Annotated in this window: 12 protein-coding genes and 1 pseudogene; 3 read left to right on the top strand and 10 right to left on the bottom strand. The window is 74.5% G+C overall.

Features of this window, described 5'->3' with window-relative positions; genetic code table 11:
- Nucleotides 1-79: 79 nt before the first annotated feature.
- Nucleotides 80-811, top strand: coding sequence for a PIG-L deacetylase family protein (locus tag ACFYZR_RS13875; protein WP_391909578.1), 732 nt, complete (start codon nucleotides 80-82; stop codon nucleotides 809-811).
- A 6-nt stretch (nucleotides 812-817) separates the two neighbouring features.
- Here ACFYZR_RS13875 and ACFYZR_RS13880 read toward each other — a convergent pair whose 3' ends face one another.
- The 4 genes and pseudogenes from ACFYZR_RS13880 to ACFYZR_RS13895 form a co-directional block, all read right to left on the bottom strand.
- Nucleotides 818-1,960 (bottom strand): PP2C family protein-serine/threonine phosphatase, encoded by a 1,143-nt coding sequence (locus tag ACFYZR_RS13880; protein WP_391909580.1) that lies wholly within the window; start codon nucleotides 1,958-1,960, stop codon nucleotides 818-820.
- 95 nt (nucleotides 1,961-2,055) lie between these two features.
- The gene (locus ACFYZR_RS13885; protein WP_391909818.1) at nucleotides 2,056-2,436 is read right to left on the bottom strand and encodes a PTS-dependent dihydroxyacetone kinase phosphotransferase subunit DhaM; all 381 of its coding nucleotides are present in this window, start codon (nucleotides 2,434-2,436) and stop codon (nucleotides 2,056-2,058) included.
- Between the two features lie 90 nt (nucleotides 2,437-2,526).
- Nucleotides 2,527-3,156, bottom strand: a pseudogene (dhaL, locus tag ACFYZR_RS13890) (dihydroxyacetone kinase subunit DhaL); the annotation flags it as partial.
- A gap of 77 nt (nucleotides 3,157-3,233) precedes the next feature.
- Nucleotides 3,234-4,868, bottom strand: a complete 1,635-nt coding sequence (locus ACFYZR_RS13895) for a PucR family transcriptional regulator (RefSeq protein ID WP_391909583.1) — start codon at nucleotides 4,866-4,868, stop codon at nucleotides 3,234-3,236.
- A gap of 236 nt (nucleotides 4,869-5,104) precedes the next feature.
- Here ACFYZR_RS13895 and ACFYZR_RS13900 point away from each other — a divergent pair, with 236 nt between their 5' ends.
- Together ACFYZR_RS13900 and ACFYZR_RS13905 are read left to right on the top strand one after the other, a co-directional pair.
- Complete coding sequence (locus ACFYZR_RS13900; RefSeq protein ID WP_391909586.1) at nucleotides 5,105-6,259, top strand: MFS transporter; 1,155 nt, start codon at nucleotides 5,105-5,107, stop codon at nucleotides 6,257-6,259.
- Between the two features lie 171 nt (nucleotides 6,260-6,430).
- Entirely contained in the window at nucleotides 6,431-7,678 is a 1,248-nt protein-coding gene (locus ACFYZR_RS13905) for a LuxR C-terminal-related transcriptional regulator (RefSeq protein WP_391909588.1), read from the top strand.
- Between the two features lie 44 nt (nucleotides 7,679-7,722).
- On the opposite strand, the gene ACFYZR_RS13910 is transcribed toward ACFYZR_RS13905, so the two are convergent.
- From ACFYZR_RS13910 to ACFYZR_RS13935, 6 genes are read right to left on the bottom strand one after another with little or no spacing between them, the layout of a single operon-like run.
- A complete protein-coding gene (locus ACFYZR_RS13910; protein WP_391909591.1) occupies nucleotides 7,723-8,343 on the bottom strand; it encodes a UbiX family flavin prenyltransferase in 621 nt (206 codons plus the stop codon).
- Nucleotides 8,336-9,784 carry a UbiD family decarboxylase domain-containing protein gene (locus ACFYZR_RS13915; protein ID WP_391909593.1) on the bottom strand — a complete coding sequence of 483 codons (1,449 nt, stop codon included), beginning with the start codon at nucleotides 9,782-9,784 and terminating at the stop codon, nucleotides 8,336-8,338. Before ACFYZR_RS13915 ends, ACFYZR_RS13910 begins: the two co-directional genes overlap by 8 nt.
- Before the next feature lie 19 nt (nucleotides 9,785-9,803).
- Nucleotides 9,804-11,042, bottom strand: coding sequence for a styrene monooxygenase/indole monooxygenase family protein (locus tag ACFYZR_RS13920; RefSeq protein ID WP_391909595.1), 1,239 nt, complete (start codon nucleotides 11,040-11,042; stop codon nucleotides 9,804-9,806).
- Nucleotides 11,039-11,476 carry a DMT family transporter gene (locus ACFYZR_RS13925; RefSeq protein WP_391909598.1) on the bottom strand — a complete coding sequence of 146 codons (438 nt, stop codon included), beginning with the start codon at nucleotides 11,474-11,476 and terminating at the stop codon, nucleotides 11,039-11,041. Before ACFYZR_RS13925 ends, ACFYZR_RS13920 begins: the two co-directional genes overlap by 4 nt.
- Entirely contained in the window at nucleotides 11,476-11,796 is a 321-nt protein-coding gene (locus ACFYZR_RS13930; RefSeq protein WP_126913236.1) for a multidrug efflux SMR transporter, read from the bottom strand. Before ACFYZR_RS13930 ends, ACFYZR_RS13925 begins: the two co-directional genes overlap by 1 nt.
- Before the next feature lie 44 nt (nucleotides 11,797-11,840).
- A complete protein-coding gene (locus tag ACFYZR_RS13935; RefSeq protein ID WP_391909602.1) occupies nucleotides 11,841-12,527 on the bottom strand; it encodes a transglutaminase family protein in 687 nt (228 codons plus the stop codon).

Here is a 12,527-nt window from a genome sequence, read left to right on the forward strand (position 1 = left end):
CGGACCGCGCGTCCACCTGGTTCCCGCGTGTCGCGAGGAAGAGTGAAAAGGAACGGTGCCACCGGCCTACGCTGCCGTCATGAGCGTCCCCCTCGCCGAGATGCCCACCGACTGGACCCGCGCCCTGGCGATCGTCGCCCACCCCGACGACCTGGAGTACGGCGCCTCGGCCGCCGTCGCCGCCTGGACCGACGACGGCCGCTCGTGCGCCTATCTGCTGGCCTCCTTCGGGGAGGCGGGCATCGACACGCTCGGGCCCGGCGAGGCCGCGCCCCTGCGGGAGCGCGAGCAGCGCGAGAGCGCCGCGGCCGTGGGGGTGCGGGCCGTCGAGTTCCTGGGGCACACCGACGGCGTCATCGAATACGGCCTGCCCCTGCGCCGGGAGTTCGCCGCCGCGATCCGCCGCCACCGCCCGGAGCTGGTGGTGACCCTCAACCACCACGACACCTGGCCCGGTGGGTACTGGAACTCCCCCGACCACCGGGCCGTGGGCAGGGCCGCGCTGGACGCCGTGGCCGACGCGGGCAACCGCTGGATCTTCCCCGACCTGGTCGAGGACGACCTGCCGCCCTGGACCGGCGTGCGGTACGTGGCCGTCGCCGGTTCCCCGCACTCCACCCACGCCGTCGACGTGGGCGCCGGTTTCGAACGGGCCGTCGCGTCCCTGCTCTGCCACCGCACCTATATCGCGGCGCTCACCGAGGAGGAGCCGGAGCACTACTGCCGGACGTTCCTGACGGGCACCATGTCGGCGGTGGCCGAGCGGTTCGGCGGCCGGCCGGGAGTGGCGTTCGAGCTCTTCCGCTGCTGAGGTGTTTCACCGCCGGCCGTCGGGACCCGGGTCGTGCTCGGGCGCCCGTTCCACGACCAGCACCGCCACGTCGTCCTGGAGCCGTCCGCCCGTGTGCGCGGCGAGGTCGGCGCGCAGCCGCCCCAGCAGTTCGGGGGTGGGCAGGGCGGCCCACGCGTCCAGCCGCTCGGCCAGCGGGTAGAAGCCGCCGTCCCGGCCGCGCGCCTCGGTCACCCCGTCGGTGCAGACGAGCACCCGGCAGTCCGGGGGCAGGGTGACGCGCTGCCGGGCCCTGGGCACGTCCACCAGCTCGCCCAGCCCCAGCGGCAGCCCGGGCTCCGCCGAACGCAGCTCGCGCACCCCGCCGTCGGCGCCGATCAGGAAGGGCGCCGGGTGCCCGCAGTCGACGAACACCACCGGCACCTCGCCGGGCGCCCCGTCCCGCGCGGCCGGGTCCTCCTCGGTGCCCATGACCAGCGCCGTGACGAACTCCTCCGCCGCGTGGGCGTCCGCCGTGCGCGCCTGGTACTCCGCCGAGCGGTGGTAGCGGGTCAGGCCCTGTTCCATCGCCGCGACCCCACTGCCCAGGTCCCGCCGGTGGTAGGCCGCCTCCCGGAACGCGGTGAGCACCGCCGCCCCCGCCCCCAGCGTGGCGAGCCCCTTGCCCCGGACGTCCCCGATGAGCACCCGGGTGCCGTACGGGGTGTCGACGACCTCGTAGATGTCGCCGCCGACCAGCGCGTCCCGCTGCGAGGAGACGTAGAAGCCGTCGACGACCACACTGTGGGTGCGCAGCGGCAGCGGCCGCAGCAGGGCCCGCTGGGCGGCCTCGCCGGTGGCCCGGACCCGCTCCAGCAGGGCGTCGCCGTCGCGCCGCAGCCGGGCGACGGCGATGGCGGCGCCCACGATGAGGACGTTGCCCAGCACCGACCCGACGCGGTTGACGGGTGAGGACTCGCCGGTCAGCACCCCGTGGTGCGCCGCCATCAGGAAGAAGTCGACGAGCCCGACGAACACCGTCTGCCGGTAGGTGCAGACCGCGGCGGCCGTCACCGGGGCGAGTGCCGCGTAGACGTCGAGCCGCAGATAGGCCGGCGTCCTGAGGTCGATGACCACGACGGCCACGAGATAGGCCAGGACCAGTGCGAACGGCAGCAGTCTGCGCGACACCGCGGCTTGTACCTCCGCGTGGGTGGAAGAGCGGGACACATAGACATTTCCAGACTTTCGCCACGAATGCCCGTCGCCCGCCGCCGTGTCGCCGGTCAGAGCTTGCGGTACGTCCGCGCGTCGTCCGTCGCGGCCAGGACCGCCGCCAGGTCGCCGCCCGCCGAGGCCGTCACCACGGCGGCCACCGCCCCCTCGACGAACGGGGCGTCGGCGATCCGCGCGTCCCCGAGCTCCCCGGCGTCCAGGAGCTCCTTGACGGTGAGGACCGCGCTGCCCATGTCGCACAGCACGACGACGCCGGCGCCGTCGTCCACCCGGGCCACCGCCCGGCGCACCAGCTCCGCGCTGGTGCCCACACCGCCGTCCGGCAGCCCGCCGGCGGGGGCCGCCGGCGCCGGGTCGCCCGCGCCGAACAGGGCCTTGGCGAGCGCGGCCGTCGACTCGGCCACGGCCTTGCTGTGCGAGACCAGCACCACGCCGACCCGCCCCGGCCGCCGCTGACCGGCCGCTGCCTCCGGCTCCTCCCCGGCCGTCTCCGCCGCCGGGGGAGCGGCGCACAGCTCGGGGTCGGTGGCCTCGAACAGCGCGGTGACCAGCAGCGCGGAGGACGTGGCACCCGGGTCCTGGTGGCCCACGCTGCGCTCGCCCAGATAGCTGGCCCGGCCGCGCCGCGCGCGCATCGGGATTGTCGCCTCCGCCCCTTCGCGGGCGGCCCGCGCGGCCGCCTCCAGCGCGGTCGTCACATCGCCGCGGCCCAGGGCCTCGGCGTACGCGTCGGCGGCGGGCTGGAGCGCGTCGACCATCGTCTTGTCGCCGGGCGCGGAGTCGCCGAGCCGCCGTACGCTGGCCACCGCGGCCGCCAGCGCCCGGCCCAGCGTCTCGGGCGCGACGACCGCGTCCTCGCCCAGCACCTTGCCCATCCGGCGCAGGACCGTCCCGTACAGCGGCCCGGCCGCGCCGCCGACGGTGTTGGTCAGATGCGCGCCGACGGCGGTCAGCAGGCCGCCCGGCGTGGTGGGCGGCTCGGCGGCGACGGCCTCGGCCGCCGAGGTGAAGCCGCGCTTGAGGTTGACCCCGTGGTCGGCGTCGCCGATGGCGGCGTCGAGGTCGGTCAGGTGCCGGGCCTCGGCGACGACGACCCGGGTGGCGCGGTCGAGGAAGCGGCGGAAGAAGTCCAGGTCGAGCGGGACGGTCATGACGGCGGCTCCTCGGCGCTGGGGCGGACTGACGGAAATGATCAACGCGGCCCAGCGTAGCCCCGCCGGCCGGCGGGTCAGCCCTCCTCGTCGCGCACCCGCAGCGCCAGGAACAGATCCGCCAGGTCCTCCGCGCACCCCACGTCCCGGCCCGTGAGGGCCTCCAGCTTCGCCAGCCGATTGCGCAGGGTGTTGACGTGGATGTGCAGCGAGGCCGCCGCCTGCCCCCACTTCATCCCCGAACCCAGGAACGCGTCCAGGCTGCGCAGCAGTTCGCTGTTGTGCGTGGCGTCGTACGCGATCGCCGGCCCCAGCACCGCGTCCGCGAAGTCCCGGCGGGTCTGCGGGTCCACCAGGGCCAGGACGAGCCGGTAGGAGCCCACGTCCGCGAACGACACCACGCGCGGGCCCCGCCGCCGCGACCGCGCCACCCGGGAGGCCTCCCGCGCCTGGAGCAGCCCGCGCCGCAGCTCCTGGTGCCCGGCGGCGACCCGGCCGACGCCGATGCGCGGCCCGGGCGCGGGGGACGCGGGCCCCAGGGCCGCCGCCAGCCCCTCCGCCAGCCGGGCCGGATCCGTGCCGGCCGCGGGCAGGCTGACGATCGCCACCACGTCCTGCCCGCTGCTAGCCGCCACGGACGCCAGTCCCCGGGCGACGAAGTGGTCGGTGACGGCCGTCGTGTCGGGCAGCGGCCACGCGGCCCGGCCGGGGGAGTCGGGGACGATGACGGAGAACACGGCCAGCGCGCTGTCCGGGTTGACGCCGAACGACCGCAGCCGGGCCACCAGTTCACCGGCGCGGTGCGGGCCGCTCTGCACCATGTCGAGGATCTCCCCGGCGAAGCGCATCTCGATCGCGCGCAGCGCCTGACGGTGCGCCAGCTCCACCGTCAGGAAGCGGACGCCCTGCTCCAGGACCAGCCGCCCGGCCGTGCCCAGCTCCGCCACCGGGCGGCCGTAGACGACGGCGAGGTCGAAGCCGGCGACGCCGCGCACCGGGATCACCGTGGCGTCGGCGCCCGAGGCCAGCCGCAGCGGATACTCCGTGTACTCCCCGCCGTCCGCCCCCAGCCGGTCCGCGACCGCCCGCACGTCCTGCTCCGCCGGCGGCCGGCCCACCGAGTCGAGGACGGTGCCGAGCCCGTCCACCAGCGCGACCGGGGTCCGGGCGGGCCCGGCGAGCACCGCCAGTACCCCCCGCAGACCGTCGCCCGCGGAGACCGCGCGGGTCAGCGCGTTGCTGTGCCGCAGGGCGTCCAGCAGATGCCGCTGCCGCTGCTCGGCCTGGGCGCTCGCCACAGCCTGGGTGACGGCGGTGAACGGCACCTCGACGGGCAGCCGCAGCAGCGGCAGCCCGGCCTCCCGGCAGGCCGCGACGAGGTCCTCGGGCACCGCGGGCATGTCCGTCCGCAGCCCGAAGACCAGCCCGGCGGCGCCGGATTCGGCCAGCCGGCGGACGTACGCGGCGCAGTCCTGCCGGCCGAGCCAGAGACCGTTGGTGAGCACCAGCTCGTCCGGCCCCGCGTAGGGGCCGGGGTCGGGCAGCTCGGTCACATGGGCCCAGCGCACCGCGCGGTCCGTGTCCCCGGTGCCCGGCACGGCCTCCAGGCCGAGCCCGGGAAAGCCGAGCAGGTCACGGACGCGCAGCATGGCGTGGGGGTCCTGCCCCGCCGGAGGCGGCTGTTCGTGCGAGTGGTTCGAGGGCGCGGTCACCCGTCGGACACAACACAGGAACGCGGCCCCTGTCCACCGCCGTCGGCCACCGGCTGCGGGAATCAGGCCACCGGCCCGTGCCGCCCTGCCCGGCCCCCGACTCGCCAACTGGACGATCGCACAGCCGAATGCCGCACCCGTGGAGATCCGTCCACTGTTCTTGAGGCCTTCGGGCGGCTGAGATCTTTGTCGTGAAACAACCCCCCGCGCTCCTCGCCCGTGACACGCCGTCGGAAATGTTCAGCCGGTCCATGACGGCGGTGCTGCTGTGCACCTTCAGCGGCTTCACGGGCTTCTACCTCCTGCTGGCGACCGTGCCCGAGTTCGCCGCCGAGGCCAGCGGCCAGCGGGCCGCCGGCGGAGTGGTCACCGGACTGCTGATGGGCGCCACGGTCGCCGTGCAGCCCGCGATGCCCCGCGTCATCGCCGCCGTCGGCCACCGGACCGTGCTGCTGGCCGCCATGGTCCTCCTCGGCGCCCCGGCCGCCGTACCGCTCGCCACCGGCAGTCTCCCGGTGACCCTGGTCTGCGCCGTGCTGCGCGGCGTCGGCTTCGGGATGTTCGTGGTGGCCGGCAGCGCGGCCGTGGCCGAGCTGGCGCCCCCCGGCCGCCGCGGCACGGCCACCGGCTGGTACGGACTGGCCACCGGGCTGGGCGGGGCCGTCGGCACACCCTTCGGGGTGCTGCTCGCCCACCAGTTCGGCTACGAGCCCCTGTTCGTCGCCGGAGCCCTGGCACCCGCCTGCGGTCTCCTCGCCGCCCTCGCCGTCGCCGCGCCCCGCCCGGCGCCGCCCGGCCGCGCCCGGGTCGTCGCGGGCCTCGCCCGCCCGGCGCTCCTGCGCCCGCTGGTCCTGCTGACGGCGGGCACCATGGCCTCCGGCACGGTGGTGACCTTCCTGCCGCCCGCCGCGCCGCGCGACCCCGTCTGGCTCACCCCGCTGGCGCTGCTCTGCCTCCAGCTGTCCGCCGCCGCCAGCCGCTGGGCGTCGGGCCGCCTCGGCGACCGCCACGGCCACCGCGTGCTGCTGCCGCCCGCGACCCTGCTCGCCGCCCTCGGCGTGCTCGGCGGCGTCGTCACCCGGCACACCGGCGCGCTGCTGGCGCTCATGGTGGTCTTCGGCGTCGGGTTCGGCGCCCTCCAGAACGCGACCCTGGTCCTGGCCCTCCAGCGCGCCGGCGACTCCAGCGTCGGCAGCGCGCAGTGGAATCTCGCCTTCGACGCAGGCCTCGGCCTCGGCGGCTTCTGCGTCGGCCTCGTCGCCCAGTACGCGGGCTACGGCACCGGATTCGTGCTGGTCGCCGTCGTGCTCGCGGCCCTGGCGGCGGTCGCCGTCGCCGACGTCCGGGACCAACGGGCGGTGCAACCGGCGGAAACGGACGCCGAGTTCTGAAACCTGCCGGAAACCGAAAGGCTTGATATCGAGCCCGGCCCGGCCGGCGAGAACGTCCTCCCCGCAAACTGATTGCACACTGAATCGTCGCGGTGCCGGCATCGGCGTATCGGAACGGCGACGGCCGTCTTGGCGCGTGCGTGACCGGCGCGGGCGGAAGGAGGGAATCAGATGCTGGGAGCCGTGCCCGATGCTCCGCTGCGTGGACGGGAAGCCGAAGTCGATCGGCTGACGTCACTCATCGGGCATGTCATGGCCGGGCGCTGCACACTGATCACGATCGAAGGACCGCCGGGCTGCGGGAAATCCAGGCTGCTGCGCGAGTCCATGCTCATCGCCGAAGGGTTCGGGCTGCGGATTTGCGCCAAATCCGCCGACGGCTCGCACACGGCCGGGGGACTGCCGCAACGGGCCTACGACCCCCACCACCCCTATGCCGTGGCGGTCGACAACGCCCACCACCTGGACCACGAGGACGTGCGGACCCTCATCGCCCACGAGGCCGGACCGGAGGGCCCGGCCCGGGTGTGGATCCTCGCCCGCCGCCCGTCCGCCGGGGCCCCGCCCCTGGAGGGCATGCTGCTCAGCCCCACCGCCGGCACCGAGCGGATCAAACTGGGCACCCTGCGCCCCGGCGCGGCGATGGCGCTCGCCGCCGACGTCCTCGGCGCACCGCCCGACGCCGGGCTCGCCCGGGTCCTCGGCCGGGCCGGCGGGCATCCGCGCCGGCTGCTGGAACTCACCCAGGGAATGCTGGAGGAAGGCAGCATCGCCGTGGACGGATACCGGGCCCACCTGGTGACGGACCGGCTGCCGAGGCGACTGGTGGAACGGGTCGAGAGTTCCCTGATGGGATATTCACCGGAGTTCCGTCAGATGGTGAGGGTCGCGGCGGCGCTGGGAAATGAAGTCTCCTTCGAAAAACTCGCCCGGGTGCTGAACGCGCCGCCCACGGCGTTGTTGCCGACCCTGGACGAAGTGGTAGCGGCCGGAGTTCTGGAGAACAATGCCGGACGGCTCGCGTTCCGCGATGAGTTGGTGCACCGGCTGATTACCGGATGGATGCCCGAAACCGTTCGCGACGCCTTGCGCGGCCAGGCATCCGTGGCACCCGAAACAACCGGCCCCGCCCTCCTGGCGGAGCCGGGAGGAACAGCGGCGGACGAGCCGGGGGCCACCACGCCCCACGGGGAGCGGCTGAGCGACCAGGAGGCCGTCATCGCGGGCCTGGTGCACGAGGGGCTCACCAACCGGCAGATCGCCCGCCGGCTCGGCCTGTCCCCGCACACCGTCAACTACCACCTGCGCAAGGTCTTCCGGAAGCTGGGCGTGGCCTCCCGCGTCGACCTGGTCCGTGTCGTGCGCGGTGGCACCGGGGGAGTCCCCGGCGCCACCGCGGCCCTGGCCCCGCCGGCGTAGCCGCCGCGCCGCACCCCCCGACCGGGGCGGTGCGGCGCGGCCGTTCAGCCCGTCGCCGCGGTGGCGCGGACGCCCTCCCGGCGGGCGGGCCCGGGCCCGTACCAGCGCCGCGCCTCGGGGAGTTCGAGGCCGAACTGGTCCAGCGTCCTGGCCACGATGTGCGTCACGATGTCGGACACGCTCCGCGGCCGGTTGTAGAACGCCGGCACCGGAGGGGCGATCACCGCGCCCATCCGCGTGAGCGCCAGCATGTTCTCCAGATGGATCTCGGACAACGGCAGCTCGCGCGGCACCAGCACCAGCCGGCGCCGCTCCTTGAGCGTGACGTCGGCGGCCCGGTGCACCAGCCCGTCGCCGAACCCCGACCGCACCGCGGCCAGGGTCTTCATGCTGCACGGCGCGATGACCATCCCGTCCGTGGGGTACGAGCCGCTGGAGACGGCCGCCGCCTGGTCGCCCGGCCCGTGGACGTGGTCGGCCAGCGCCGCCACCTCCGCCGCCTTCCAGTCGGTCTCCATCTCCAGCGTCGCCCGCCCCCACTTGGTGAACACCAGATGGGTCTCGACGTCCAGCGACCGCAGGGCCTCCAGCAGCCGGATCCCGATCACCGAACCGGTGGCCCCGGTGATCCCCACGACCAGCCGGCGCGGCCTCGCCTCAGTCATCCGCGGGGCCGGCATGCGCGGCGCCGGGGAAGCTGCGGCCGTGCCGCTCCCGCAGGGCGAAGGGCACGGTGGCGTCGACGACCGTACGGCTCCCGGCCGCCTCCCGCCCGCGCGCGGCGGCCCACGCCTCCCCCTGCGAGGGGTCGAGCCCGACCCGTGGGAAGCCCGTGAAGTGCAGGGCGTCGGCGGACAGGTCCGAGCGCGTGGTGATCGCCCACAGCACGTCCTCGGCCGAGTCCGGCGCCACGTCCTCGTCGACCAGGACGACCACCTTGGCGAACCGGTGCCGCTCCAGGACGTCCCGCGCCATCGCCCGCACCCGCTCGTCGTCCGCCGGGCCCGACTTGCGCACCCGGAGCACCAGCAGGAACATCCCGCCGCCGGCGGGGGAGTAATGGGCGTCGCTCAGCAGCTCGCCGCCCGCCCCCGACAGCCCCAGCGCCACCGCGCCGGCCAGCCCCAGGATCAGCGACTGTTCCCGGCCCGGCCCGATCACCGCCGGGAACACCGGCGCCTCACGGGACGTCACCGCGGTGACCGTGATCGCCGGAAGGTCCTCCGCCGCGTTGCCGTCGTAGCCCAGCACCTCCGGCAGCGAGTACCCCGTCGCCCGGCCCGGCAGGGCCTCCGGGGCGGTCGTCCCGTCGAAGTACCCCTCCAGGACGACCTCCGACTCCGCGAAGACCGCCACCGGCTGGCTCACCGCCGGGGCCATGGTCACCGGCCCGCCGGCCAGGGCGCCGGCCAGGGCCGTCTTGCTCGTGCCGGCGGGCAGGAAGTCGCTGCCCACCGCCGACGCCACCATCACGGCGGGCGGCGCCCCGAGGTTCACCGACACCGGGAGGCGCTCGCCGCGCTCCGTCGCCTCGTGGTACATCGCCAGCAGCCGGCGGCTGGGCAGCATCCAGATCACCAGCTGGTTCCGGTCCCGGACCAGCATCCGGTGCACGGCCGTGGCACCGCGGCCGGTGCGGGGGTCGTGCGCGTGGAGCAGACCGGTCGTCAGATACGGGCCGGCGTCGCGCTCGGTGGCCCACAGCGCGGGCAGCGCCCCGAGGTCGACGTCCTCGCCGAGCCGCACATGGGGGAAGGGCGAGCTCTCCAGGTGCTTGGGCTCCTGGTAGGCGGCGAGCAGCCGGGCGACGGTGTCCTCGTTCATGCGCCGGGGCAGGCCGGGCAGCCAGCGCCGCAGACGCTCCGCGTCGCCGAACGCCCCGAGCACCACGGGCATTCCGGCGGCCGCGTCGGTGACGCGGGTGTACAGCGCGATGTCCTCGCTGCGCGAGGAGGACGTGGCGGGGACGCCCGCGTGCCGCGCCGCGTAGTGGGCGGCGATCTCGTGCCGGGTCAGTGGCTGGTCGTAGGTGTGGTGGGCGTGCGGGGTCTCCTTCCGGGCCGCCGCGAGGGCGGCCCGGAAGGACAGACCGGGAAGGTCCGTCATGATGCCTCTCCTCGCCCCGTCACCGGACGGCCGGTTCCGGGAGGATCTCCCGGCGGGCCGCCTCCGGCTCGTGCCACCAGGGGTCCAGCCCCGTCGGGTCGTTGAAGCCCTCCGCGACGCGGCGGGCGAGCCCGGGCTGCCGCTGGGCGGCGTCGAGCAGCTCCACCACGTGGTCGGGCGCCGGGGGCAGCAGACCGTTGGTCCAGCGCGTGACGTGCCGCGCGTACTCCCAGAACGCCTCGAACGTGGCCGTCATCCAGTCGGCGTCGAAGGGCTCGTCCCCGCGCGCGAGGATCTCCCGCAGATAGACGTCGGCGCACTTGGCGGCGCTGTTGGAGCCCTGGCCGGTCAGCGGGTCGTTGACGACGAGGACGTCGGCGACGCCCAGGACCTGCCGGCCCGAGGGCAGGGTGGCGACCGGCTTGCGCACGGTCGGCGTCAGCCGCCCGGCGAGCACCCCGCCCGGGTCGGTGAGCACCGCGCCGGCGGCGCGCTCGGCCTCCCACGGCAGGAACTCGGCCAGCAGCTTCTTGGTGCGGTCCAGGTGCTCCTCGGGGGAGCGGACGTCCGCGAAGGCGTCCAGGGGACCGCCGGGCACGCCGTTGAGGAACAGGCAGTCGCAGGGGCCGCTCTTCGTCAGCGCCGGGACGATGAAGTACTCGCCGACGCCCGGCATGAGATTGGCCGAGCAGGCGACGAAGGAGTCGCGGGGGCGCAGGCCGTGGACGTAGGAGACGGCCGCGACGCGCTGCGGGGCGGTGAACGGCGAGCGTTCCTCGTCGCGTTCGAAGATCCCGGCGATCTCGCCCTTGCCGGCGGCGACGAGCACGAGGTCGTGGCTCGCGGCCAGCTCCTCCAGCTCGGCCACGCCCGCCTCGGCGATCCGCAGATCGCCTCCGGCGGCCGTGAACTCCTCCAGCCAGGCGGCGACCTTGACGCGCTGGTCGACCGACTGGCCGGGGGCCGCGAGCCGGGCCTCGAAGTCGATGGCCTTGACGGCGTCGGGGGCCACGGTGAAGGTCAGGCCCTCGATGGGGGGCGCGACGCCCTGCCAGTGGTCCAGGCCCAGACGGCGCTCGGTCTCCAGGGCGTCGCCGAACATGATCTGCGTCGACATCACCCGGCCGTCGAGGACCTGTCGCGCGGTCCTGTTCGACACGAGGGTGACGCGATGGCCGGAGCGGCGCAGGCCGAGAGCGAGTTGCAGGCCCGCCTGGCCCGCCCCCACGACGGCGATCGACCGTGTGCTGTGCTTCATTGCTTCGCTGTCCTTTCCGGTGCTACGTCCGGTACTACGGATTCCGGCCGGTCGGCCTCGTCGTCCGCCCCGTCGTCCGCCTCGGGCGTGCTCTCCGTCGTCATGTGCAGGCCCAGCACGCCGCCGATGATCGCCGCGAGGCACACGACCTTGCCGATCGTGATGCTCTCGCCGAACAGCAGTGCCCCGAAGACCACCGCGCCCACCGAGCCGATGCCGGTCCAGACGGTGTAGCCGATGCCGACGTCGAGCGTCCTGAGCGCGAGGCTCAGCAGATATACGCCGCCACCGCCCGCCACCGCGGTGATCAGGGACGGCACAAGACGGGTGAAGCCCTCGTTGGCGGCGGAGCTCAGGGCGAAGACGATCTCGAAGGCGGCCGCGATCAACAGGAGCGTCCAGGCCTTCGCGCTCTCGCTGCGCTGCCCGCCCATCAGGCCGCCCCCATCGACTTGAGGCCGACCACGCCGCCGATGATGGCGGCGAAGCACAGCAGCTTGGCGGGCGTGATCTTCTCCTTGAAGATCACGGCTCCGAGGACGACCGTGCCCAGGGCGCCCACGCTCGTCCAGATCGTGTATCCGACGCTCACGTCCAGCGTGCGCAGGGCGAGACTGATGAAGTAGATGCCGCCCACGATGCCGACCAGGGTGATCAGCGAGATCCACAGGCGGGTGAAGCCCTTGGAGGCGTTCGCGCCGAGAGCGAAGACGATCTCGAAGGCGATGGCGATGAGAAGGTAGATCCAGGCCATGGAATGGTGACTTCCGGGTGGTTTTCCGGGTGTTTCCGGGCGGTTTACGGTGCGGGGACGGGCGCCTCGTCGGCCAGCGAACCGCTGCCGGAGATCGCGGCACCGGCGGCGAACATGCCGGGGTGCTTGGCGCGCATGCGCTCCAGCAGCAGGTCGTACGGCACGTCGGCGTAGTCGCCGTAGTCCGTCAGGAACTCCATCCGCCCCGCGCCGCCCGCCGCGTCGTACGGGTGGTACACGCTGTCGGCGGTGCCGTCGAACTCCAGCGGGGTCATCCCGTACAGCCGGCACAGCAGGCCGTTGAAGACCGGGGTGACGCGCAGCCAGCGGCCGTCGAGGTGGACGGAGACCAGGCCGTGGTGGAAGACCTCGCCGCCCACCATGCGCTGGAGCCGCTCCGAGGCGAGGTGGTTGCGCACATCGGCGTAGACCAGCCGGCTGGGGACGCCGACCGAGCGGACCGCCGCCGCGTAGAGCACGGACTTGTGGAGGCAGAAGCCCTTGCCGGCGCGGACCACCGAGCTCGCCCGCAGCGCGGCGCGCTCCAGGCTGGTGGCGTACACCTCGTAGTCGACGCCGTCGCGCACGGCGTAGTAGAGCCGTACGGCCTTCCCGGCCGCGGTGGTCTCCTCGTGCGCCCCCGACCGTGCGACGAAGTCCCGGACCTCCGGGGAGTCGTGGTCGAGGAACGCGGTGGGACGCAGGAATTCGCTGAGATCCGGTGTGCTCAT

It is taken from the genome of Streptomyces sp. NPDC001678, assembly GCF_042892945.1.
Classification (GTDB): Bacteria; Actinomycetota; Actinomycetes; order Streptomycetales; family Streptomycetaceae; genus Streptomyces.